Raw genomic sequence first — 25275 nt, forward strand, 5'->3', positions numbered from 1 at the left:
GACAAATAAAAAACGCTGACCAAGGCCAGCGTTTTTTTATTTCTTCGGTTTGTGTGCGTCTGGGTTGCCTTTGCAATCACCCGACATACTTTTACCGTATAAGTATAAACTGTGGTTGGTTAGCTGAACGTTGTAACGCTTAGCAATCTCTTTTTGTCTCTCTTCGATGATATCGTCAGAGAATTCAATCACTTCACCACAGTCTAAACAAACAAGGTGATCGTGATGGTGCTGCGTTGATAGTTCGAATACAGACTTACCGCCTTCGAAGTGGTGGCGAGTTACAATGCCAGCGTCATCGAATTGGTTAAGAACTCGATAAACGGTCGCAAGGCCAATCTCTTCACCTAAGTCGATTAGCTTTTTATACAAGTCTTCAGCACTAATGTGTTGGCAGTCTGGCTGTTGTAATACTTCTAGAATTTTGAGCCTTGGGAGGGTCACTTTAAGACCAGCATCTTTTAGCGCTTGATTGTTGTCTGACATATACTTTCCTGTTGATGATCTGCAGCAATTAACAGAATTCAATATTCCCATTATTATAGGATACTCGACCACAACAATAAACCACGAACTTCAAAGGGTTACTCACTTACATCACAATCTGTTTTGTAAATTCTAAATATCTCTCTTATATTGGAGGTACGACCAGTTATCATGGTGGTGAATTAAAAACAGAACATGGAAGATCGTAATGAACAAGCAACTCGCTAGAATCTATAAACCCAATATCGTTAAGTTTGCGCTCAATATTTGGCCACCATTTTGGGGGGCTGGAATCAAAATCAAACACATTAGCTCTGATTTCCGAGTTGTAAAAACAGTACTTAAGCTACGCTGGTGGAACAAAAATGCCAATCGCACTCAGTATGGTGGCAGTATCTTTTCGCTTACCGATCCTGTTTACTCATTGATGTTAATGGGAATTCTTGGTGAACGCTATTATGTCTGGGACAAAGAAGCGAGCATTAACTTTATCAAACCGGGTCAGTCGGATTTGCATGCCGAGTTTGAAATTACACAAGGTCAATTGGACGACATCTATCGTCAAACTCAGTTAGGTGAAAAGTGCTTCCCAGAATTTGTCATTTATGTGAAAGACAGCAAGGGGCAGGTGGTGTCCGAAATACAACGTACTTTGTACGTTAGGAAAAAACCTCAATTTAGAGAGGATGACGAGCCAGTTGAGGCTTAGTACTAATGTCTTTAATTGCGGTTTGAAAGAAATAGATACAAAAAAACCTCCGAGCGGGAGGTTTTTTAATAACTTCAGTTAGCAGACAGACTGATTAGTCTTCTAGCTCTGCTAGGCACATCTCTTCGTGGATTTGCTTAACCCAGTTTGATACGCGCTCGTCAGTCAGTTCTGGTTGACGATCTTCATCGATACATAGACCAACGAATTGGCTGTCGTCGCCTTCAACAAGTGCTTTAGATGCTTCGAACTCGTAACCTTCAGTTGATGTGTAACCTAGGATAGTGCCGCCTTTCGCTTCAACGATATCGCGGATCGTACCCATAGCATCACAGAAGTACTCAGCGTAATCTTCTTGGTCACCACAACCAAAGATAGCTACTAGCTTAGTCGAGAAGTCGATTGCTTCTAGCTCTGGGAAAAAGTCATCCCAATCACATTGTGCTTCACCGTAATACCACGTAGGGATACCTAGAAGAAGCAGGTCGAAGTTATCGATGTCTTCTTTGCTGCTTTTTGCAATGTCTTGAACATGAACGAGCTGCTTGCTCAATTGCTTTTGAATCATCTTTGCAACAGCTTCAGTGTTACCTGTATCGCTACCGAAGAAGAGACCTACACTTGCCATAGAATCATTACCTTTCATTTTGTCTGTTGTCGGTGTAATAAAGTTTGGGCGAGAATCAACCGATCCCCGAACCTTCCCAGCTCACTTGAATTATTCCCTTGGCGATAAAACCCGCGCAGCCAAGGAACAGCACTAACCATACGATTCGACGACCAAATGCCGGAACATTACCCTGTTTCAGAACGTCTTTAATTGCCATACCGATTAGAAAGAAAATCGATGCAAACAGAAGATCTAAACCAATAGATTCAATGATGTTCATGTAGTCGTAAAGCATGGGAACCTTATATACCAATTTTGCTTGGGCGCACTATATCACTGTTGTGAGATAAAGTTAATCCGCAGAAATCGCTGACTTCTCATTTATCTGTTGATATAGAGTTAGTTCTTTCAAAAAGCCGGGCGAATTAGCTCAAAAACTTGCGAATTGCGCGTAGCACTTCTTTTGGTTTTTCAGCATGTAACCAGTGACCCGTATTGGCGATCACGTGTGCTTTTACATTAGAAAACTGTTGCTGAACCACGGATTGGTGTTCTGGCATCAAGTAGTCAGAATCGCCGCCCTTAATAAGTAGAGTTTTGACGCTGGTTTTCTCAATAGGTTCCCAGCCAATAATGTTGGCGTAGTTGGCTTCAAGTGAAGCCACGTTAAAGCGCCAGACCATGATGCCTTGCTCATTTTTGTAGAGTGACTTCGTTAAAAACTGTCGCACACCATCAATCTCAATATGTCGAGCTAACACTTGGAGAGCTTCGGAGCGAGAGGTAGGTTGTTCTTGAATGACCGCATTGAGACCTGCAAGTACGTTGTCATGGCGGCTCTGTGTATAAGCGACAGGTGCCATGTCGAGCACAATCAGTTTATTGATTTCTACTAACTCGGTCAGCGCCATTGCTACTTTGCCACCCATGGAATGCCCAATGACGGTTGGGTTAGAGATGTTAAGTGACATTAATAGCTGCGCGACGTCGCCGGCCATTGAGCGGTAATCGTGTGTGTCGCTGTGTGGTGATACACCATGGTTACGTAGATCAATGCTAAGTACCTGATGATCGATTTTAAGATCGCGAGCAAGTAGGCCTAAATTATCCAGATTGCCGAATAATCCATGGATCAAAACGATGGTGTGACCCTCACCTTCCAATTTATAGTTGAGCTGTACAGACATTTTTATCTTATTCATGGTGGGTTTGACGTAGAGTATCCGCGCGGATCTCGCTATAATCCCCCAGAGTTTAAACATTGAGATTGTGAAAAGCGAATGAAAACAATTGAGGTTGATGAGGACCTATACCGTTATATCGCGGGTCAGACAGAACGTATCGGCGAAAGTGCTTCAGATATTCTGCGCCGCTTATTGCAGGTGGATAACCAAGGCTTGGCTCCGGCTGAAGAGATCGTGGAGCCGAAAGGTATCGTTGTGAGTAAGGAAGTAGGCTTTACTCCAGTTACTCCTGAGAAGCTAGATGGCGTAAAAGAGATGCGCTCTCTGCTTATTTCAGATGAATTTGCCTCTTTAAAGAAAGCCATTGATCGTTTCATGCTGGTGCTATCGACACTGCATAAAATTGACCCAGCGAGCTTTTCAGAAGCGACTCAAGTGAAAGGTCGCAAGCGTGTCTACTTCGCAGACAATGAAGCGACACTATTGGCTAATGGCAATACGACTAAGCCAAAAGCGATTCCACACAGCCCATTCTGGGTAATCACCAACAACAACACGAGTCGCAAAAGACAGATGGTTGAACAGTTGATGAGTCGCATGAATTTCCAAGCTGAACTAATAGAAAAAGTAACAGGTTCAATCTAAGGAAATCTGATTTAAACCTCATAATATCCATGCTAAAGAAGATATTATGAGGTTTTTTTGTTTTTTAATTTTGTATATAAGGATGTCAAAATGGCTATGCACCCTCGTGCCGGGCAGAAAGCTCAGCAGGAAGATCTTCATAATATCCCGGCTTTAGTTGCGAACTATTTCTTACAGCAACCGGATGCTTCTAACCCTGACCACAAAGTCCAGTTTGGTACTTCAGGTCACCGTGGTACAGCAGACAAGTCAACATTTAACGAAAACCATATTCTTGCTATTGCTCAAGCTGTAGCAGAAGTGCGTGCAGAGCAGGGTACAACAGGTCCTCTGTTTGTAGGTAAAGATACACACGCGCTTTCTGAGCCAGCATTCTCTAGTGTTGTTGAAGTGCTTGTTGCCAATGGCGTTCAAGTCATCACTCAACAAGACAATGGCTATACACCGACACCTGGCGTTTCTCACGCGATTCTAACGTACAACCTTAAGCATGAAGATAAGGCTGACGGTATCGTGATTACGCCATCTCACAACCCACCGCAAGATGGCGGCATCAAGTACAACCCAGTACACGGCGGCCCGGCAGAAGCTGAGCTGACTCAAGCGATTGAAGATCGTGCAAATGTGCTGATTGCGGAAGGCTTGCAAGGTGTGAAGCGCATGTCTCTTGTAGATGCAAAAGCATCGGAACTGTTTGTAGAAATGGATCTGGTTAAGCCTTACATCGATGATCTAGTAAACGTTATCGATATGGAAGCGATTCAGAAAGCAAACTTAAAAATTGGTGTTGATCCACTAGGTGGTAGTGGTATCGACTACTGGCGTCAAATCGGTAAAGCATACAACCTTGACCTAACACTAGTTAGCGAAGCGATTGATCCATCTTTCCAATTCATGTCTCTCGATAAAGATGGCGTGGTTCGTATGGACTGTTCTTCTCCTTACGCAATGGCAGGTCTACTTGCACTTAAAGATGAGTACGACTTAGCGTTTGGTAATGACCCTGATTACGATCGCCACGGCATCGTGACACCGAAAGGCCTAATGAACCCGAACCACTTCCTAGCGGTATGTATTGATTACTTGTACCGTCATCGTGAAGGTTGGGCTGCGGATGTTGCTGTAGGTAAAACTCTGGTATCAAGTGCGCTGATTGACCGTGTGGTTGCAGACCTTGGACGTGAACTTTGTGAAGTTCCAGTGGGCTTTAAGTGGTTTGTTGATGGCCTATACAACGGTACGTTCGGCTTTGGTGGTGAAGAATCTGCAGGTGCTTCATTCCTACGTAAAGATGGTACACCATGGTCAACAGACAAAGATGGCATCATCCTTTGTCTACTTGCTGCTGAAATCACTGCGGTTACAGGTAAGAACCCGCAAGATTACTATGAAGAGCTAGCGGCGAAACACGGTGAGTCTAAGTACAACCGTATTCAAGCTGTTGCTAACGGTCCTCAAAAAGACGTTCTTAAAAAGCTATCGCCAGAAATGGTAGCGGCAGAAACACTGGCAGGTGATGCAATCACAGCTCGTCTAACGCACGCTCCCGGTAATGGTGCAGCAATTGGCGGCCTTAAAGTGACAACTGAAAACGGTTGGTTTGCAGCTCGCCCTTCAGGTACAGAAGACATCTACAAGATCTACTGTGAGAGCTTTAAGGGTGAAGAGCATCTAAAGCAAATTGAAGCAGAAGCACAAGAGATTGTGAATCAAGTATTTGCTGCAGCAGGTCTATAATCGGTAATCGATTTTAAATAAATAGAAGGGTTGATGTGAAAGCATCAACCCTTTTTTGTACCACTTAGAAAATGGCCCTATCCATGTGGCCAGCGCTCAGGCATCACGAACCAGAATTGACCTGATTTTGTTTGGCCATGTACGAAGCGATCGCCAAACTCTGTAATGGCTGATTGCTCAAAATCGTCGGTACCTGAAGCCCACTGATTCTTAGTTAATGGATATAGCGTTTCTTCAATTAGGTGAGCTTGGTTTTGATAACACCAGTAGCCATTCACTTGTGACGGGTTAATGGCATAGCCCAAACAGTGAGTGGGAACATCTTGCTCAAGAAAAGGGTTGGTATACAAGCGACCTTGCATTAACAGATGTTGCGATTGAATATTTAGGTCTGGGTACTGAGCGCGAAACGCCTCCGAACTCGACATTTTAAGCTGATGGCTCAGCATACGATCAAACTTCTTGTCGAGTTGGTCATGCGCATTAGGGCCGTACCAAGTATCTTCATGAAGCAGATAAAACTTGATTGCCACTTCCCAATGTTCCAAGCGGGCACTGCGTTTATCTTCCAATATAAAGTCGATCGCACCCAAGGTTCGGCCATCAACATTAATTTGAATCTCGTCATGAGCGATGGAGTAGTGCGGAGAGTTCTCAATCAAGGTTTGGCACAGGTGTTGATAAACAAATCCAAGTCTTGGGTTGCCTTGATACTGATGGTCGTTCGGAAGTGCGAGAGGTGACGAAAATTGCGTTAAGTCACTGACAGGCTGTTTGCACTCCAATAGTGGCGGTGACTCCATGATCCATTGGAAAAATCGTTGTAATGACGCCATCAAATCCTCACTGGTTGGTTAGTATAAAAGACCTTACGATGCTTTCGACATTCTATCTGTAAATTGATATAACCACGTTATCAAAAATGTAAGCTGGAACAAGCAATGAATAACCTACAACTAGAAAAAATTCTTAACGAAAAGCTGCAACCTCAATTAATTAAAGATTACAGCCCAAATGGTCTTCAAGTCGAGGGTGCGTCTGAAGTAAAACGTGTGGTCACAGGTGTTACTGCTTCTCAAGCTTTGATCGACAAAGCGGTTGAGCTCAATGCCGATGCACTGCTTGTTCATCACGGTTACTTCTGGAAAGGTGAACCTGAGCCGATTCGTGGTATGAAAGGTAAGCGTATCCGTACTTTGATTAAAAACGATATCAACCTTATGGGTTACCACTTGCCTTTAGACATTCATCCGGAGTTAGGCAATAACGCAGAGCTAGCTCGACTGCTTGAGATTGAAGTAGAAGGTGGCCTAGAAGGGCACCCACAATCTGTCGCTATGTTTGGTAAATTACGTAAACCGATGACAGGAGCTGAGTTTGCAGAGAAGATTAATCAAGTTTTGAACCGTCAACCACTGCATATCGCTCCAGACAACGCTGATAAGATGATTGAAACGGTAGGTTGGTGTACTGGTGGAGGCCAAGACTACATTGAGCTCGCAGCAGCTAATGGCTTAGATGCATTTATTTCGGGTGAGATCTCAGAACGCACCACTTATTCTGCACGTGAGCAAGATATTCACTACTTCGCGGCGGGTCACCATGCAACGGAGCGCTACGGTATTAAAGCACTAGGTGAGTGGCTGGCAAAAGAGCACGGCTTGGATGTTGAGTTCATCGATATTGATAATCCGGTATAAGACCAGATACGGGATGAGGGATACGAGTAAATAGCGCTCGTCATTCCCTAGACTGACGAAGGAAGGCGTAGGGAATCTCTTGGACGGCTGTTATAGAGATTCAAAATATCTCGTATTTCGTATAAAAGAAAAGGGTTGATGCTTTCGCATCAACCCTTTTTAACAATCATACTTTAACTGCGACTATTCACGTTCGTGAAGTGCTTTAAAGTCACGCTGCTCTTGACCTGTGTACAGCTGACGTGGACGACCGATACGGTTCGTTGGGTCGCTGTGCATCTCGTTCCAGTGTGCAATCCAACCGATAGTACGAGACATCGCGAAGATTACAGTGAACATTGAAACAGGGATACCGATCGCTTTCAGGATGATACCTGAGTAGAAGTCTACGTTCGGGTAGAGTTTCTTCGATACAAAGTACTCATCAGAAAGTGCGATACGCTCAAGTTCCATTGCAACATCTAGCAGTGGATCTTTGATGTTTAGTTCTTTCAGTACTTCGTGACACGCTTCGCGCATTACTGTTGCACGTGGGTCGTAGTTTTTGTAAACGCGGTGACCGAAGCCCATTAGACGGAATGGGTCATCTTTGTCCTTCGCTTTAGCAACATACTCTTCGATGTTATCTACGCTACCGATCTCTTCAAGCATACGTAGACAAGCTTCGTTTGCACCGCCGTGAGCTGGACCCCAAAGAGATGCGATACCTGCCGCGATACACGCAAACGGGTTAGCACCTGAAGAACCAGATAGACGTACAGTTGACGTAGAAGCATTTTGCTCGTGGTCTGCGTGCAGAGTGAAGATCTTATCCATTGCGCGAGCAACGATAGGGTTTACTTCGTACTCTTCACATGGATTAGCAAACATCATGTGAAGGAAGTTTTCTGCGTAGCTTAAGTCGTTACGAGGGTAGATGAACGGCTGACCGATCGAGTACTTGTAACACATTGCCGCCAACGTCGGCATTTTCGAGATCAGGCGGTAAGCCGCGATCTCACGGTGTGTGTCGTTATTGATATCAAGTGAGTCATGATAAAACGCAGCTAGAGCACCAACCACGCCACACATAACGGCCATTGGGTGCGCGTCACGACGGAAGCCGTGGAAGAAGCTTGCGATTTGTTCATGAACCATAGTGTGACGAGTAACGGTTGTTTTGAATTTCTCGTATTCGTCGCGTGATGGGGCTTCACCATAGAGAAGGATGTAACATACTTCCAAGTAATCAGCGTTATTGGCTAGTTGGTCAATTGGGTAACCACGGTGCAAAAGGATACCTTTGCCGCCGTCAATAAAAGTGATTTGAGACTCACAGGATGCAGTGGCAAGAAAACCAGGGTCAAAAGTGAAAAAACCATTAGAACCTAGTGTACGAACATCGATCACTGGCGTACCAAGTACACCTTCTGTAATCGGCAGCTCGATTGGCGCTTGACCTTCAATATGAAGGGTAGCTTTCTTATCCGCCATAACAATCTCCTTTGTTTATTATTTAATCCGTCCAGGATGTTTATGTGCCATTTTTTTACTGGTCTTACGTCCGAAAGTCAATTTTTCTGCAGCTTTGTGTGCACTTGTTAGTGTTTTTTACATTAAATTCGTTAAAAATCTGTGCTGTGTAGCATTATTTGTTACATCAATTGTATTAGAATGTTGCCGTCCGTATAGTGGCGCTGAAAAGTTTGGTTAAAACCTTATAAATGCAAGGCTAAGAAGAAATGTGAGGTGTCTTCGTTAACCTTGTTGTTAACAAATATTTTACAATTAACTCAGGCTCAACTTCAGTTATTTGTTAAGTTAATGTTAAATTTTGCAGGTTTGCGACCAAATTTTGTCCATAACAATATCAAAGGTTATTTAATGACCGTAATGCTCAATGGAGCTGAGTGAGCAAGCCCGTGAAAGAAAGAAAGACAAGACCTGTTAATTTAGATTTGCAGACTATCCACTTTCCGATCACCGCAATAGCTTCCATCCTACACCGCGTGTCTGGGGTGATTACTTTTGTTGCGATTGGAATTTTACTTTATCTATTAAATATTTCCCTCTCTTCCCCGGAAGGCTTTGCGGAAGCAAGCGACATTGTCGATGGCTTTTTCGTTAAGTTTATTCTGTGGGGCATTTTAACCGCGTTGGCATACCACATTGCTGGTGGTATTCGTCACCTTCTTATGGACTTAGGTCACTTTGAAGAGCTGGAATCTGGCGCTAAGAGCGCTAAGGTTGCATTCGCAGCGACAGCGGTATTGTCTCTACTAGCGGGGATCTTAGTATGGTAAACAACGTTTCTACATTTGGTCGTAATGGCGTTCACGATTTCCTACTGATTCGTGCAACTGCAATCATTATGACGCTTTACACTATCTACCTAGTTAGCTTCTGTGCTTTCTCTGGTGATATCTCTTATGCATCTTGGACTCAATTCTTTGGTGGAACCTTCACTAAAGTATTTACCATGTTGGCGCTAACCTCGGTTCTTGTTCACGCTTGGATCGGCCTATGGCAAGTGCTAACCGACTACATCAAGTGCGCGAAACTACGCGTCGGTCTTCAAGTTGGTGTCGTTGCGGTTCTTCTTGGATATTTCTTCTCTGGTCTGTTTGTTTTGTGGGGTGCGTAAGTGACTATTCCTGTTCGTGAGTTTGATGCCGTAGTAATCGGCGCTGGTGGTGCTGGTATGCGTGCCGCACTGCAAATTTCTGAGCAAGGCCTATCTTGTGCATTGCTTTCTAAAGTATTCCCAACTCGTTCTCACACCGTATCTGCTCAAGGTGGTATTACGGTTGCGCTAGGTAATGCGCACGAGGATCACTGGGAACAACACATGTACGATACAGTTAAAGGTTCTGATTACATCGGTGACCAAGACGCTATCGAGTACATGTGTAAAAATGGCCCAGAATCAGTTATTGAACTAGAAAAAATGGGTCTTCCATTCTCTCGTTTTGATAACGGCACCATTTACCAACGTCCTTTTGGTGGCCAATCGAAAAACTTTGGTGGTGAGCAAGCGGCTCGTACCGCTGCAGCAGCTGACCGTACTGGTCACGCACTGCTACACACGCTTTACCAACAAAACATTAAACATAAGACAACAGTGTTCTCTGAGTGGTACGCACTTGATCTTGTGAAGAACGAAGACGGTGCCATTCTTGGTACTACGGCACTTTGCATGGAAACAGGCGAAGTATGCTACTTCAAAGCGAAAGCAACGATCCTAGCGACTGGCGGTGCTGGCCGTATTTACGCTTCAACGACAAACGCACACATCAATACTGGTGACGGCGTTGGTATGGCGATTCGTGCAGGCGTTCCTATGCAAGATATCGAAATGTGGCAGTTCCACCCAACGGGTATCGCTGGCGCAGGTGTTCTTGTAACAGAAGGTTGTCGTGGTGAGGGTGGTTACCTTCTGAATAAAGACGGCGAGCGCTTCATGGAACGTTACGCTCCAAACGCGAAAGACTTAGCAGGTCGTGACGTTGTTGCACGTTCAATGATGGTTGAAATCCGTGAAGGTCGTGGTTGTGACGGCCCTTGGGGTCCACACATCAAACTGAAACTGGATCACCTAGGTAAAGAGACACTTGAATCTCGTCTACCTGGCGTTTGTGAGCTGTCTCGTACGTTCGCACACGTTGATCCTGTGAAAGAGCCAATCCCAGTAATCCCAACATGTCACTACATGATGGGTGGTGTACCAACACAAGTTTCTGGTCAAGCGATCAAACAAGCTGCAGACGGTAGCGATGTTGAAGTACAAGGTCTATTCGCTTGTGGTGAAATTGCTTCTGTATCTGTACACGGTGCAAACCGTCTAGGTGGTAACTCACTGCTTGACTTGGTTGTATTCGGTCGTGCGACAGGTCTACACCTAGGTGAAACTCTGAAGAAGCAAGCTGACGCTAAGCCTGCTACAGAAGAAGACATTGCGCGTTCACTAGAGCGTTACAACCGTTGGGAAAACAGCACCGACGGCGAAGATCCAGCGCAGATCCGTAAAGATCTACAACAATGTATGCAGAACAACTTCTCTGTATTCCGTGAAGGTAAAGCAATGGCTGAGGGCCTAGAAGAGCTTAAAGCGATTCGTGAGCGTCTGAAGAATGCACACCTTTCTGACAAGTCTACAGAATTCAATACTCAGCGTATTGAGTGTCTAGAGCTTGAAAACCTAATGGAAACAGCTTACGCGACTGCTGTAGCGGCGAACTACCGTACAGAGAGCCGTGGCGCACACGCTCGTTTTGACTTCCCAGACCGTGATGATGAGCAATGGCTATGCCACACGCTTTACAACCCTGAAACGGAAGATATGTCGAAGCGTAACGTAAACATGGAACCTATCCACCGTGAAGCGTTCCCACCAAAAGCACGTACGTACTAAGGAGATCTAACCATGAAACTGAATTTCTCTTTATACCGTTACAACCCAGATGTTGACCAAAAGCCTTACATGAAGGACTACGTTCTTGAAGTAGACGAAGGGTCAGACATGATGCTTTTGGACGCTCTTATCCTACTAAAAGAGCAAGATCCAACAATTTCATTCCGTCGTTCATGCCGTGAAGGTGTATGTGGTTCTGACGGTCTTAATATGAATGGTAAAAATGGACTGGCATGTATCACGCCATTGTCTGCGCTATCTGGCCAAGACAAGATTGTGATTCGCCCACTACCGGGTCTACCAGTAGTTCGTGACCTTATCGTGGACATGACTCAGTTCTACAATAACTACGAAAAAGTGAAGCCATTCTTAGTGTCTGATGGCAATGTGCCACCGTCACGCGAAAATCTACAAACCCCTGATGAACGTGCTCATTTGGATGGGCTGTACGAATGTATCATGTGTGCATGTTGTACAACGTCTTGTCCATCATTCTGGTGGAACCCAGACAAGTTCATCGGACCTGCAGGCCTACTAGCTGCTTACCGTTGGTTAATTGATAGCCGAGATACAGCGACAGATGAACGTTTGTCTGATCTTGATGATGCATTTAGCGTTTTTCGTTGCCATGGCATCATGAATTGTGTAAGTGTTTGTCCTAAGGGATTAAATCCTACGAAAGCGATTGGTCACATCAAGACCATGCTCGTGAATCGTTCGGTTTAGAAATAGATAAAAATTGCCGCCCTAGCTGTTTTGGGCGGCCTTTTAATAGCTCGGCATAGACCGCAGCAAACGTGAAAACTACTGGTTAAGGGAAAATATGCACAACGGCGTGATGAAGGCATGGCTCGAGTCTTCACACTTGGCTGGCGCCAATGCAACATACGTAGAGGAACTCTACGAACTGTATCTAAGTGACCCCGACTTGGTAAGTGACGAATGGAGAAGCGTTTTTGAAGAGTTGCCTGTGCAAGCTTCTGAAGCGGTGGAACAACCACACTCTCGTGTTCGTGAATACTTCCGACGACTCGCTCAAGAAACAAAGCATTACAGTGTCCAAGTTAGTGATCCAGATGTCGATGCGAAACAAGTAAAGGTTCTGCAACTTATTAATGCTTACAGATTCCGTGGGCATCAAGCAGCAAACCTAGATCCACTAGGTTTATGGAAAAGAGATACAGTCGCTGAACTGGATCCTTCCTTCCACACTCTCACCGAAGAAGACCTCAACGAGACGTTTAACGTCGGCTCTTACGCGATTGGCCAAGAGACGATGGTTCTTAAAGATCTCTACAAATCTTTGAAGCAAACGTATTGTGGTTCTATCGGTGCAGAATACATGCACATGACTAACACAGAACAAAAACGTTGGATTCAACAACGTCTAGAGTCTGTTTCTGGTCAACCATCATTCAACAAAGAAGAGAAGCAAGCTTTCTTAGAAGAGCTAACTGCTGCTGAAGGTCTTGAGCGCTATCTTGGTGCTAAATTCCCGGGCGCGAAGCGTTTCTCTCTAGAGGGTGGTGATGCTTTGATTCCAATGACGAAAGAAATCATTCGTCATGCTGGTGGTCAAGGTATGCGTGAAGTTGTTATTGGTATGGCTCACCGTGGTCGTTTGAACATGTTGGTGAACGTACTTGGTAAGAAACCACAAGACCTATTCGATGAGTTTGCTGGCAAACACGACGAAACTTGGGGTACTGGTGATGTGAAATATCACCAAGGTTTCTCTGCTGACTTCGCAACTCCAGGTGGCGATGTTCACCTAGCGTTGGCATTTAACCCGTCTCACCTTGAGATTGTAAACCCAGTAGTTATTGGTTCAGTTCGTGCTCGTCAAGATCGTCTAGACGATAAAGATGGCAGCAGCGTACTACCTATCACTATTCACGGTGACTCTGCAATTGCAGGTCAAGGTGTCGTTCAAGAGACATTCAACATGTCTCAAGCACGTGGCTTCTGCGTTGGCGGTACGGTTCGTATTGTTGTTAACAACCAAGTTGGCTTCACAACGTCAAACCCACGTGACACACGTTCTACTATGTACTGTACTGATATCGCTAAGATGGTACAGGCACCGATTTTCCACGTTAATGCAGATGACCCAGAAGCCGTAGCTTTCGTTGCGCGTCTGGCACTGGATTACCGTAATACGTTCAAGCGCGATGTTGTTATCGACCTTGTTTGTTACCGTCGCCACGGTCACAACGAAGCAGATGAGCCGAATGCAACTCAACCGCTGATGTACCAAAAAATCAAGAAGCACCCAACACCACGTAAGCTATATGCTGACATCCTAATGGAGCGCGGTGAGTTTGGTATCGACACAGCAACTCAGCTGGTGAACGAATACCGTGATGCTCTAGACCATGGTGAAGTTGTCGTTAAAGAGTGGCGCCCAATGGCACTACATTCTGTCGACTGGAGCCCATACATTGGTCACGATTGGAACATCGATTGGAACAGCCAAGTTGATATCGAGCGTCTAAAAGAGCTGGGTACTAAGCTGTGCCAATACCCAGATAGCCATAAGCTACAAAGCCGAGTAAACAAACTGTACAACGATCGTATTGCCATGATTAATGGTGAGAAACAAGTCGATTGGGGTATGGCAGAGACGCTTGCGTATGCGACTCTGGTTGATGATGGTAAGCGTATCCGTATTTCTGGCCAAGATTCAGGCCGTGGTACTTTCTTCCACCGTCACTCTGTTCTACATAACCAAACAGATGCGAGCACTTATGTTCCACTTGCGAACATTCACGATAAGCAGGGTCCTTTCCAAGTATTTGACTCAGTACTATCTGAAGAAGCAGTTCTGGCATTTGAATATGGCTACGCAACTGCAGAGCCAAGCGGCTTAACCCTTTGGGAAGCACAGTTTGGTGATTTTGCGAATGGCGCTCAAGTAGTTATCGACCAATTCATTTCGTCTGGTGAGCAAAAGTGGGCACGTCTATGTGGTCTAACAATGCTTCTTCCACACGGTTACGAAGGTCAAGGCCCAGAGCACTCTTCTGCACGTCTAGAGCGTTACCTACAACTATGTGCTGAACAAAACATGCAGGTTGTTGTTCCATCAACACCAGCTCAGGTTTACCACATGATTCGTCGTCAGGTTGTACGTCCAATGCGTCGTCCTCTGATCGTTATGTCTCCTAAGTCATTGCTGCGTCACCCACTGTGTACGTCTTCACTAGAAGATCTAGCAGAGGGTACATTCCAACCAGCAATCGCTGAGATTGATGACATCAAGCCAGAGAACGTGAAACGCGTAGTGTTCTGTTCAGGTAAAGTTTACTTCGACCTATTAGAACAGCGCCGCAAGAACGAACAAGACGATGTTGCTATTGTGCGTATCGAGCAGCTATACCCATTCCCACTTGAGGAAGTTCAAGCTGCGATTGCACAATACACAAATGTTGAAGATTACGTTTGGTGTCAAGAAGAGCCACAAAACCAAGGTGCTTGGTACAGCAGCCAACATAATTTCCGTGCTGCGATTCCAGCGGGTGCTGATCTTAAATATGCAGGCCGTCCTGCTTCAGCATCACCTGCGGTTGGCTACATGTCGGTACACTTGAAACAACAAAAAGCGTTAATTGAAGACGCTCTGACCCTACTTTCGAACTAGAAGTAAAAGGAAAATACAGATATGACAATTGAAATTCTGGTTCCAGATTTACCTGAATCGGTGGCTGACGCAACAGTCGCAACTTGGCACAAACAACCGGGTGAAGCGGTTGAACGCGATGAAGTCATCGTAGACATTGAAACAGACAAAGTGGTTCTAGAAGTACCAGCTCCAGAAGCGGGTGTTCTAGAAGCAATCATCGAAGAAGAAGGTGCAACAGTACTTTCTAAGCAACTTATCGCTAAGCTTAAGCCTGGCGCAGTTGCGGGTGAACCAACGACTGATACAACGGAAGACACAGAAGCATCTCCAGACAAGCGCCATAAAGCGACGCTTTCTGAAGAGAGCAACGACGCGCTGAGCCCTGCGGTTCGTCGTCTTCTAGCTGAGCACAACCTACAACCAGCTGACGTTAAAGGCACTGGTGTTGGCGGTCGCATTACTCGTGAAGACATCGATGCGCACCTTGCTGCAGCGAAATCTGCACCTAAAGCAGAAGCTCCGGCAGCAGTAGAAGCTCCAGCGGCAGCTCGTAGCCAAAAACGCGTGCCTATGACTCGCCTACGTAAGACAGTAGCTAACCGTCTACTAGAAGCGAAGAACAGCACAGCCATGCTGACAACTTTCAACGAAGTGAACATGAAGCCAATCATGGACCTTCGTAAGCAGTACAAAGACCAGTTCGAGAAGCGTCACGACACGCGTCTAGGCTTTATGTCTTTCTACGTGAAAGCGGTAACTGAAGCATTGAAGCGTTACCCAGAAGTAAACGCGTCTATCGACGGTGATGATATCGTTTACCACAACTACTTCGACATCAGCATGGCGGTATCTACGCCACGTGGTCTAGTCACTCCAGTACTTAAAGACTGTGACACGCTAGGTTTCGCTGATATCGAAAAAGGCATCAAAGAGCTAGCGATCAAAGGCCGTGACGGCAAGCTAACTGTTGATGAGCTTATGGGTGGTAACTTCACTATCACAAACGGCGGCGTATTTGGTTCACTGATGTCAACGCCAATCATCAACCCACCACAAGCGGCTATCCTGGGTATGCATAAGATCCAAGAACGTCCAATGGCGGTTGACGGTAAGGTTGAAATCCTACCAATGATGTACCTAGCGCTATCTTACGACCACCGTCTAATCGACGGCCGTGAGTCAGTTGGCTTCCTAGTAACGATTAAAGAGCTACTAGAAGATCCAGCACGTCTCCTATTAGACGTTTAATATCGCTAAAACGTCTAGTTGGGCTCAACAACTAGACGTTAATAGTTTCAAAGGCTAGGCTAGCTCGACGTCTGGCCTTCACTTGAGCCAAAGATTACTTGTTAAATATGAAATGTTTATCTGAATAATCTAGGCTGATTTGAGAAGACCCTACAGACGTAACACAGATAACTGTGTCGTTATGGAAATAATAATCCCTTAAGGGAAAATAAACGGAATATCAAAATGAATTTGCATGAATACCAAGCCAAACAGCTGTTTGCAGAATTCGGTTTGCCTGTACCAGAAGGTTTCGCATGTGATACAGCTCAAGAAGCTTTCGAAGCTGCGGGTCGTATCTCTACTGAAAAGAAAGTTGTTAAGTGTCAAGTGCACGCAGGCGGTCGCGGTAAAGCGGGCGGTGTAGAACTACATGACACAAAAGAAGGCGTTAAAGAGTTTGCTCAAAAGTGGCTAGGTAAAAACCTAGTGACTTACCAAACAGATGCAAATGGTCAGCCTGTAACTAAAATCCTAGTTGAAGAAGCGTCTAACATCGCTAACGAACTTTACCTAGGCGCAGTTGTAGACCGTGCAACTCGTAAAATTGTATTCATGGCGTCTACTGAAGGCGGTGTGGACATTGAGAAAATCGCTGAAGAAACTCCTGAGCTGATTCACCAATCTGCGATTGACCCTCTAGTAGGTCCTCAAGCTTACCAAGGCCGTGAACTTGCGTTCAAACTTGGTCTAGTTGGCGACCAAATCAAACAATTCGTTAAGATCTTTATGGGTCTTGGCCAAATGTTCTCTCAGTACGACCTAGCTCTACTAGAGATCAACCCACTTGTAATCACAGGCGAAGGTAACCTTCTTTGTCTAGACGGTAAGATCAACATCGACTCGAACGCGATGTACCGTCAGCCTAAGCTACGTGAAATGCACGATCCATCTCAAGAAGATGAGCGCGAAGCACACGCAGCACAGTGGGAACTGAACTACGTAGCACTAGACGGTAACGTTGGCTGTATGGTTAACGGTGCAGGTCTAGCAATGGGTACGATGGATATCGTTAACCTACACGGCGGCAAGCCAGCAAACTTCCTTGATGTAGGCGGCGGCGCGACAAAAGAGCGTGTAGCTGAAGCATTCAAGATCATCCTTTCTGATGACAATGTTAGCGCAGTACTAGTAAACATTTTCGGTGGCATCGTACGTTGTGACATGATCGCTGAAGGTATTATCGGTGCGGTTAAAGAAGTAGGCGTAACAGTACCAGTTGTTGTTCGTCTAGAAGGTACAAACGCAGACCTAGGTCGTGAAGTACTTGCTAATTCTGATGTTGATATCATTGCAGCTGAATCTCTAACAGATGCTGCTCAGAAAGTTGTTGCTGCTGCGGAGGCGAAATAATGTCTGTACTAATTAACAAAGACACTAAAGTAATCTGTCAGGGTTTCACTGGCGGTCAAGGTACATTCCACTCAGAGCAAGCTATCGCATACGGTACGCAAATGGTTGGCGGTGTATCTCCTGGTAAAGGTGGTCAAACTCACCTTGGTCTTCCTGTATTCAACACAGTACGCGAAGCAGTAGAAGTGACTGGCGCAACAGCAACAGTTATCTACGTACCAGCACCTTTCTGTAAAGATGCAATTCTAGAAGCGATCGATGCAGGTATCGAACTGATCGTTACGATCACTGAAGGTATCCCAACAACGGATATGATCGACGTCAAAGTGAAGCTAGAAGAAACTGGCGTTCGCATGATCGGTCCTAACTGTCCAGGTCTTATCACTCCAGACGAGTGTAAGATTGGTATCATGCCTGGTCACATCCACAAGAAAGGTAAAGTAGGTATCGTATCTCGTTCAGGTACTCTTACTTACGAAGCAGTTAAACAAACGACAGACGAAGGCTTCGGTCAGTCTACGTGTGTTGGTATCGGTGGTGACCCAATCCCAGGTTCAAACTTCATTGATATCCTAAAACTGTTCCAAGAAGACCCTGAAACAGAAGCAATCGTAATGATTGGTGAGATCGGTGGTACAGCGGAAGAAGAAGCAGCGGCGTTCATCAAAGAGAACGTAACTAAGCCAGTTGTTTCTTACATCGCAGGTGTTACTGCTCCTCCAGGTAAGCGTATGGGTCACGCGGGTGCAATTATCTCTGGTGGTAAAGGTACTGCCGAAGACAAATTTGCAGCACTAGAAGCAGCAGGCGTTAAGACGGTTAAGTCTCTTGCTGACATCGGTAAAGGTCTACGCGAGATTACTGGTTGGTAATCAGCGCTTTACAGCGGTAGATAATAGAAAGGCTTGGTCGATGACCAAGCCTTTTTTGTATGTTATCTAAGGTAATTTATTGAAGATACGAGATACGAGATACGAGATACGAGATTATGCGCGGTTTTTCACAATTTGCGAAAGCATAAACATAGCGGTTGCAGTAATAACCACAGAAGGACCCGCTGGGGTGTCGTAGAACCAAGATAGGCTTAAACCACCGAGCACAGCTAGTGAACCAATACCCGAAGCAATGAAAGCCATTTGCTCAGGAGTCTGCGCAAATTTGCGTGCTGTCGCCGCAGGGATAATCAGTAGCGATGTCATAATTAGGGCACCAACAAACTTCATACCAACGGCAATCACAATACCGACCATCAGCATTAATACTAGGCGCATCAGGTCTATATTGATGCCATCTACCGCCGCGAGATCTTCGTTAACTGTTGTGGATAACAATGGACGCCAGAAGATAGCCAAAACCAGAGCTACGGCAGCTGCACCCGCATAAATGAACACAAGATCGGTTGGTGATACCGCAAGTAGGTCACCAAACAGGTAGCTCATTAGATCAACACGAACATTGTCGAGAAAGCTGACTGCAACTAAACCAAGAGATAGCGCACTGTGTGCCAGAATACCCAGCAACGTATCGGTCGCGACCAGCTTCTGCTTTTGCAATGTCACCAGCAATACAGCCAACATTAAGCAGCAGATAAGTAATGCTAAGTAGAGATTAATCTCTAATAGGAAGCCAAGCGCCAGTCCCATTAATGACGCGTGAGCAAGCGTATCACCAAAGTAAGCCATTTTACGCCAAACGACGAAGGAGCCGAGTGGGCCGGCAATTAAAGCAATGCCTAATCCAGCAAGGATAGAAGGTAAAAGGAACTCAAGCATTAGTGGTGTCCGTGTTTATGGTTAGTACAGTTATGGACATCGCCGGACACGGGTTGCCCTGCTAGGTCGTGATGGTGATGGTCGTGTTGATGGTGATAGAAAGCCAAACTCTCTTGCACCGCTGTGCCAAACAGAGCAATGTAAGAAGGGTGGTGCTTGATATCGGCAGGTGCACCAGAGCAACAAACATGGTGGTTCAGGCAAATTACGTCATCAGTCTTCGCCATTACCAGATGTAAGTCATGAGAGACCATAAAGACGGCACACCCGAAACGGTGGCGAATTGAGTCGATAAGCTCGTAAAGATCAATTTGACCTTGTACGTCAACACCTTGTGCTGGCTCGTCGAGTACCAGCAAGTCTGGCCTGCGTAGCAATGAACGAGCAATGAGTACGCGTTGGTTCTCACCACCAGATAATTGATGCATGTTGCTCTTAATCAGATGTTCAGCACCAACCAGCTTTAATGATTCAAGAATCTCTTGCTTGCTGAATTTACCGGTCAGTTTGAGAAAGCGCTCAACATTGAGGGGTAGAGAGTCGTTAAGCTTGAGCTTTTGAGGAACATAGCCAATTTTTAGTTTCTTTGTTTTGGTAATGGTGCCAGTGTATCGGTTCTGAAGCCCCAGTAGTACTTTGACGAGTGTAGATTTTCCCGCACCATTTGGGCCTATTAGAGTTGTGATTTGGCCGCGCTCTATATTTAGAGAGATATTGTCTAAAACTTTTCTACCGTCGAATTCAACACTGACGGAATCCAATTGGATTAAGTTATCCATGAATAGAACTCATTTGCAATTAGCTAATGTTATAATGTAACATTTACAGCAGGCCTAAGCTACTTTTCTATTATCGAGGTAATATGTTACGTTCATCTTTTATACTGACAAGCTTATTGTTAATCCCAAGCGTTGCCAGTGCCAGTACTATTCTAACAAGTTTTAAACCTATTCAAATGATTGTTACTGAATTAACGCAAGGTGTCAGTGAACCGGATGTGGTGATGAACAGTAACGCGTCTCCTCATGACTACGCTTTAAAACCTTCTGATGTGAAAAAGATTCAGAATGCAGACATGTTGATTTGGTTCGGCCCAGATTTGGAGGCTTTCTTAACGAAAGTGGCTAAATCGAATGATAACCTTGTGACGATCAGTGAAATCCCAAATATCAATCTTAGAGAGTTTGGTGAAGATCCGCATGATCACCACCATGATGGCCACGATCACGGTAGTCACGACCCACATTTTTGGTTAGGTATTGATCAAGTAGAAGTAGCTTCATCTTACATCAGCAACAAGCTTGTGGAAGTCGACCCTCAAAATGCTGACGTATACAAAAAGAATCTAGAGGTTTTCCTATCACAACTGGCTGACAAAAAGCGCTCAATTGAAGCGCAACTTGCACCAGTAAAAGATAAGGGTTACTACGTTTTCCATGATGCATACAGCTACTATGAAGATGAATTTGGCCTTAATAAGCTAGGTCACTTTACGGTTAGCCCTGAACGTAAGCCAGGTGCTAAGACACTGATATCGATTAAAAAGACATTGGCGAAACAAGATGTTCAATGTGTTTTCTCTGAGCCTCAATTTACCCCTGCGGTTATTGAGTCAGTGGTACGTGGTAGTTCAACTAAGAAAGGTCAGCTAGACCCTGTGGGCTCAGATATCGAAGTGGACAAAGGCAGCTACTTTGAGTTCCTACAACAACTCACTGATAGCTACACGAGCTGTTTGTCAGCCCAGTAATACGCTTAAACTCTATATCTTTATAGACTTAGCAATCAGACATTTATGAATAATGCCGCATATTTGCGGCATTTTCGTGATCCACAAGATAAATCCTTCCTCAATTTTACGAACCACCTTTTTCCTAGGGTAATTTCCGCTAAAATGGCGAGATAATTATAATCACAAAATAACTCGTTGACGGTTACTCCACTCAATGAATGATATCTGTCGCGTTTTATTTACTGTTTCTGGGAAAAACCCTTGTATCAAGTGATCATTAGATTGCTCATCATAATGAGTCTTTCGCTGAGTGTTTCCGCACTGAGTAGCGCGTCATCGGTTTTCTACCCTTTACCTGTTCAAGGGCAAGGGAATTTTCTTGCGGCCAAAAATCTTTACTTAGGTGAAGGGGGAGGTCTATGGATTCATGATGTGCATGGCAAAGTCATGTTCTATGATGGTGGAACGCTATTACCTAGAAAAGGTAGCCTGCTCGAATTCTCTTCCGATGAAGTCGCTTTTTTAAACGATGAATTTTGGACCTACTTTGATAATGAGGTCTATCGCCATGTCCCAGGTATCGAGAGTTTTCTCGCATTTAGCCTAAGCCCAGGCTCAGAAATTCGTAATATAGGTGCATCGGGTGACTATATCTGGGTGACCGATAGAAATAACTTCTACACCTACAATACACTCACCAGTGAATTCGAAACGTATTCTTTACTAAAGCTATATCGTCACAACAAGCGCAGCGATATCCGAATCAATGACGCTGAACGGGTGCTTTCCAAATGGGTACTTGCAACGTCTGCTGGGGTTTATCGTTCTGAAGAGCAAGAGTTTGAACACATTACAGCATCGGGCAAGTTCTACATTGAGAAGGTCTATTTTTCTGATGCTCGACGTGAGTTACTTGTTGGAACTCGTAATGGGTTAGTGATCATTAACTTATCATCACCGAACGTGGTGAATCGAGTGCCAGGCTCACATGTGTTGTCTTTAGCTGAAACGTCCGACCAATATTGGATTGGAACCGAACATGGGTTGATGAGCTACAACTTTGTTACGGATAAGGTGCAGCGCTTTCAACGATCAGACAATCAAGATTTTTCGCTACCAGGTGAGAAGATATATTCATTAGTGAACGACTCTGCTGGTGGTATGTGGGTAGCCACAAATAATGGCATACGCTATTTCTCGCTATACAGCAGTACTTTCCAAAGAACCTCCATCTCAGGGTTAGGCATGCACTCGGTGCGCTTCTCGGTCAATAAACTACTCGCCATAGACGAGTCAGAGTTTTGGGTGGCGACCTCGGAAGGTCTTTATGTGGCCAAAACGGATACGGACGAACTTCCCAAGCGCATTTATTCGGAACCAATAAGTGATATCGTGACGTACCAAGGCTTGGTTTACCTTGCAACGCCAACAGGCTTGATCGCTATCGATCAATATAGCCATCAACTCGCCTTTTTGAACTTACCTATAAACTTACGCCAACGACAAGTCGACACCCTTGCACTTAATAAACAAGGGGTGCTTTGGCTAACCTCTGAACAGAACCTTTATTCGCTTGATCTGGCTTCGAACAAAGCGACACCATACGGCATGGATTGGCTAGTCAGTAAGTACTTACCAGCGAAGATTACAGACCTTTCGGTGGACGAACAAGGAGAGCTCTACATTGGTACAGACCATGGTTACTATTCGTTAATAGATGGCAAGATTAGCTTTAAACGAGACAGCTTGAGGTTTGGCAAAGTTGTCGATATTGCTCATGCGAGCGATGGCTCACACTGGTTTGCAGGGAGCTATGGCGTTTACCGAATGGCCAAGGGAAGTGAATACATCGAAGAGGTAGAACTGGTTGAAGATAACATCAGCCCTGTTTGTTTAGTCAGTGATAAACATGGAATTTGGTTGGGTTCATCGAAAGGGATCAGTTTCTATGGGCTCAGTGGCATTCTTAATAAGCATATTGGTTCGCCATTTGGTTTGATACTTAATGAGTTTGCTTCTGGAGCTTGTGGTCTATCTGTGGCCGATCCATTGCAATCAGGTGTGCTTGTAATGGGATCAAAATATGGGCTTGTAGGCGCGATGTCCAATGAGCTGTTGGTGTCTGATACCCCGCAACGACGTGCGTTGGTCAGTAAAGTGACCGTCGATCAAAACACGGTCGCGTTGGGGGGAAAATATATAGACTCTTTGGAAGTACCCTATGGCTCCTCGTTGAGCTTCAAATTCGGGGTTCTGCCTGTTGGCTTTGTTCAAGCGATGGAGTATCGATTGAATGAGGATGAGCCTTGGATTGAATTTGAAGGTGGCTTGTTGGCTTTGGAGCATATTCTGCCGGGAGATTATGTCCTCGAAGTGAAGCCCGTTAAAGACTCCCATTATCGCTTTGTCTCAACTAAGCAGCCATTTACCATTTTAGAACCTTGGTATCTGAGCAATTGGGCCGCCGCAAGCTTTATGGTTTTGTTAATAGGTTTCGTAACGGTACTGGTGTTTTGGCGTTCCCGTTTTGTCACCTTTGCCAACCGTAAGCTTAAGGCTCAAGTGGCACTGAAAACCGATCAGTTACGTCATCAAAGCCGAATTCTATTAGCAACCAACCAACAACTTAAAAAGCAGTTGGCGGTTAAAAATGTTCTGGTCACTCATACGGCTGGTGGGCTAGTTGAAGAGGTAAATCGCGCTGCGGCCCTTATCCCTAATTGGCAAGAAAGTGATGAGGCATCACCTATCGTCGAATTGCGCCAAGGGTTAGAACAACTTGCTCAAGGTCATGAAAAAGGTAAAACCACCCATTACGACTTGGTGCTGGTACTTGAGTCCGTGTTAACGGCGTGGAAAGACGATCTTGCGAAAGCGGGTATTGAGCTTGAGGTAAACCTAGACACTAAGCAGCGATATATAACGCTGAACTACTTCAACCTAGATATTGTCTTTAATAGTTTGGTGGCGAGTGTCATTAAGCGTAACTTTAAGTCTCAACGAATGCTTGTCTCCGTTGAGGAGGTCAAGCAAGAGTTAGTGGTAACACTGCGCGACTTTGGGATGCCATTCCCGAAATGGGCTGCGGCAGATCCGGAAGCTGGGTTGGCTCAGTCGACAGATCTAAATATCGAGAAGTTACCACTCCTTATTCATCAGAGTGGGGGAGAGCTGAAGACATTTATATCGGATTCGCAAAATGTTGTTCAGCTCTCTTGGCCAATCGAATACCAAGCTATTCAGAAAATCACAGAAAGTACCTTAGAGCAGATTGAGACGATTAAACATCCCGTGCTCACTCAAGAAGAGCAGAGATTGAGTGCTGAGCAAGAATGGAAAAATCGTGTGGCTCTATTGGTAGGAGGACACTATGCCGATGCGGAGTTTGGCACAGCGTCTGCCGCTCGTTTGCTTTATATGTCCGAACGCAGCCTACAGCGTCGTTTCAAGTCTGCTTACGATAAGACGTTTAAAGAGTACTTGAATCAAGTTCGGTTAGAGCATGCGTGTGAAAGGTTACTGGCGGGCGAGAAGGTATCTGATGTTGCATTCAACTCAGGTTTCAATGACCCATCATACTTTAGCCAGAGGTTTAAACATCACTTCGGTATGTCGCCGTCTAAATTTGCTGAGAATTCTGACGACTAAGTAGTAATCCATTTCAATCTAGCCTCGACTCTGTTCGGGGCTTTTTTATGCTTGCGAGAAACGAGAAACGAGAAACGAGAAACGAGAAACGAGAAGTTATTTTGTGGTTGAGAATGAGTGAGGGAGATAAGAAAAAAAATATCGTGGTATAGCCGGGGGGACTATACCACGGGTGTCAAAGACACCTTCGCTTGCTGCCGGAGTGATACAACGAAAGCTGTATCACCTCTGGAATAAAGTTAAAGAGAAGGAGTTTCTCTTCGTTGGAATCAACTATACGTCGTGGTACTTATTTTCCTTATAAAATTAACGCCATCGTTATGTAATAAATGCGACATATTGATAAATCATTGTTTTTAATTGATTTTATTTGAACGCCTTCAGTTTGTACTTATGCGCT

Annotated in this window: 22 protein-coding genes; 14 read left to right on the forward strand and 8 right to left on the reverse strand. The window is 45.0% G+C overall.

The annotated features are described in order from the left end of the window. Positions 1-36: 36 nt before the first annotated feature. Positions 37-486, reverse strand: coding sequence for a ferric iron uptake transcriptional regulator FcrX (fcrX, locus tag L1D60_RS12365; RefSeq protein WP_239841323.1), 450 nt, complete (start codon positions 484-486; stop codon positions 37-39). Positions 487-694: 208 nt separating this feature from the next. On the opposite strand from fcrX, the gene L1D60_RS12370 reads away from it, so the two are divergent. Continuing rightward, complete coding sequence (locus L1D60_RS12370; protein WP_239841324.1) at positions 695-1195, forward strand: DUF4442 domain-containing protein; 501 nt, start codon at positions 695-697, stop codon at positions 1193-1195. 94 nt (positions 1196-1289) lie between these two features. Here L1D60_RS12370 and fldA read toward each other — a convergent pair whose 3' ends face one another. From fldA to L1D60_RS12385, 3 genes are all read right to left on the reverse strand, one after another. Beyond that, positions 1290-1823, reverse strand: a complete 534-nt coding sequence (gene fldA, locus L1D60_RS12375) for a flavodoxin FldA (protein ID WP_239841325.1) — start codon at positions 1821-1823, stop codon at positions 1290-1292. Positions 1824-1878: 55 nt separating this feature from the next. Next, positions 1879-2100, reverse strand: a complete 222-nt coding sequence (locus L1D60_RS12380) for a DUF2788 domain-containing protein (protein ID WP_032551852.1) — start codon at positions 2098-2100, stop codon at positions 1879-1881. A 130-nt stretch (positions 2101-2230) separates the two neighbouring features. Continuing rightward, positions 2231-2992 carry an alpha/beta fold hydrolase gene (locus tag L1D60_RS12385; protein ID WP_239841512.1) on the reverse strand — a complete coding sequence of 254 codons (762 nt, stop codon included), beginning with the start codon at positions 2990-2992 and terminating at the stop codon, positions 2231-2233. Positions 2993-3085: 93 nt separating this feature from the next. On the opposite strand from L1D60_RS12385, the gene seqA reads away from it, so the two are divergent. Together seqA and pgm are read left to right on the forward strand one after the other, a co-directional pair. Further along, positions 3086-3634 carry a replication initiation negative regulator SeqA gene (seqA, locus tag L1D60_RS12390; protein WP_239841326.1) on the forward strand — a complete coding sequence of 183 codons (549 nt, stop codon included), beginning with the start codon at positions 3086-3088 and terminating at the stop codon, positions 3632-3634. A 90-nt stretch (positions 3635-3724) separates the two neighbouring features. Next, positions 3725-5371, forward strand: a complete 1647-nt coding sequence (gene pgm / locus L1D60_RS12395) for a phosphoglucomutase (alpha-D-glucose-1,6-bisphosphate-dependent) (RefSeq protein ID WP_239841327.1) — start codon at positions 3725-3727, stop codon at positions 5369-5371. 77 nt (positions 5372-5448) lie between these two features. Here the strand turns inward: pgm and L1D60_RS12400 are convergent, their stop codons facing one another. Continuing rightward, positions 5449-6207 carry a DUF1853 family protein gene (locus L1D60_RS12400; protein ID WP_239841328.1) on the reverse strand — a complete coding sequence of 253 codons (759 nt, stop codon included), beginning with the start codon at positions 6205-6207 and terminating at the stop codon, positions 5449-5451. A gap of 105 nt (positions 6208-6312) precedes the next feature. On the opposite strand from L1D60_RS12400, the gene L1D60_RS12405 reads away from it, so the two are divergent. Then, positions 6313-7071 (forward strand): Nif3-like dinuclear metal center hexameric protein, encoded by a 759-nt coding sequence (locus L1D60_RS12405; RefSeq protein ID WP_239841329.1) that lies wholly within the window; start codon positions 6313-6315, stop codon positions 7069-7071. Positions 7072-7254: 183 nt separating this feature from the next. Here the strand turns inward: L1D60_RS12405 and L1D60_RS12410 are convergent, their stop codons facing one another. Continuing rightward, positions 7255-8544, reverse strand: coding sequence for a citrate synthase (locus L1D60_RS12410; RefSeq protein WP_032551858.1), 1290 nt, complete (start codon positions 8542-8544; stop codon positions 7255-7257). 416 nt (positions 8545-8960) lie between these two features. Here L1D60_RS12410 and sdhC point away from each other — a divergent pair, with 416 nt between their 5' ends. The 8 genes from sdhC to sucD all read left to right on the forward strand — a co-directional run bounded on the left by sdhC (position 8961) and on the right by sucD (position 18595). After that, the gene (gene sdhC / locus L1D60_RS12415) at positions 8961-9353 is read left to right on the forward strand and encodes a succinate dehydrogenase cytochrome b556 subunit (protein ID WP_150893808.1); all 393 of its coding nucleotides are present in this window, start codon (positions 8961-8963) and stop codon (positions 9351-9353) included. Then, a complete protein-coding gene (gene sdhD / locus L1D60_RS12420; RefSeq protein WP_239841330.1) occupies positions 9347-9694 on the forward strand; it encodes a succinate dehydrogenase, hydrophobic membrane anchor protein in 348 nt (115 codons plus the stop codon). The genes sdhC and sdhD overlap by 7 nt, the downstream gene beginning before the upstream one ends. Then, positions 9695-11461, forward strand: coding sequence for a succinate dehydrogenase flavoprotein subunit (gene sdhA / locus L1D60_RS12425; protein ID WP_239841331.1), 1767 nt, complete (start codon positions 9695-9697; stop codon positions 11459-11461). Positions 11462-11473: 12 nt separating this feature from the next. Then, positions 11474-12187, forward strand: coding sequence for a succinate dehydrogenase iron-sulfur subunit (locus L1D60_RS12430; RefSeq protein WP_150869062.1), 714 nt, complete (start codon positions 11474-11476; stop codon positions 12185-12187). Positions 12188-12284: 97 nt separating this feature from the next. Next, on the forward strand, positions 12285-15101 hold the full coding sequence (gene sucA, locus L1D60_RS12435; protein WP_239841332.1) for a 2-oxoglutarate dehydrogenase E1 component: 2817 nt from the start codon (positions 12285-12287) through the stop codon (positions 15099-15101). Positions 15102-15122: 21 nt separating this feature from the next. After that, positions 15123-16331, forward strand: a complete 1209-nt coding sequence (gene odhB / locus L1D60_RS12440; RefSeq protein ID WP_032551864.1) for a 2-oxoglutarate dehydrogenase complex dihydrolipoyllysine-residue succinyltransferase — start codon at positions 15123-15125, stop codon at positions 16329-16331. Between the two features lie 225 nt (positions 16332-16556). Continuing rightward, the gene (gene sucC / locus L1D60_RS12445; protein ID WP_032551865.1) at positions 16557-17723 is read left to right on the forward strand and encodes an ADP-forming succinate--CoA ligase subunit beta; all 1167 of its coding nucleotides are present in this window, start codon (positions 16557-16559) and stop codon (positions 17721-17723) included. Then, positions 17723-18595 (forward strand): succinate--CoA ligase subunit alpha, encoded by an 873-nt coding sequence (gene sucD / locus L1D60_RS12450; RefSeq protein WP_004737919.1) that lies wholly within the window; start codon positions 17723-17725, stop codon positions 18593-18595. Before sucC ends, sucD begins: the two co-directional genes overlap by 1 nt. A 114-nt stretch (positions 18596-18709) precedes the next feature. Here the strand turns inward: sucD and znuB are convergent, their stop codons facing one another. Together znuB and znuC are read right to left on the reverse strand one after the other, a co-directional pair. Further along, the gene (gene znuB / locus L1D60_RS12455; protein ID WP_239841333.1) at positions 18710-19495 is read right to left on the reverse strand and encodes a zinc ABC transporter permease subunit ZnuB; all 786 of its coding nucleotides are present in this window, start codon (positions 19493-19495) and stop codon (positions 18710-18712) included. Continuing rightward, entirely contained in the window at positions 19495-20274 is a 780-nt protein-coding gene (gene znuC, locus L1D60_RS12460) for a zinc ABC transporter ATP-binding protein ZnuC (RefSeq protein WP_239841334.1), read from the reverse strand. The genes znuB and znuC overlap by 1 nt, the downstream gene beginning before the upstream one ends. An 83-nt stretch (positions 20275-20357) precedes the next feature. On the opposite strand from znuC, the gene znuA reads away from it, so the two are divergent. Continuing rightward, positions 20358-21245, forward strand: a complete 888-nt coding sequence (gene znuA, locus L1D60_RS12465) for a zinc ABC transporter substrate-binding protein ZnuA (protein ID WP_239841335.1) — start codon at positions 20358-20360, stop codon at positions 21243-21245. Positions 21246-21521: 276 nt separating this feature from the next. Further along, entirely contained in the window at positions 21522-24875 is a 3354-nt protein-coding gene (locus L1D60_RS12470; protein WP_239841336.1) for a helix-turn-helix domain-containing protein, read from the forward strand. The last annotated feature ends 400 nt before the right edge of the window (positions 24876-25275 follow it).

The organism is Vibrio sp. Isolate30 (assembly GCF_022397975.1).
GTDB lineage: Bacteria > Pseudomonadota > Gammaproteobacteria > Enterobacterales > Vibrionaceae > Vibrio > Vibrio fortis.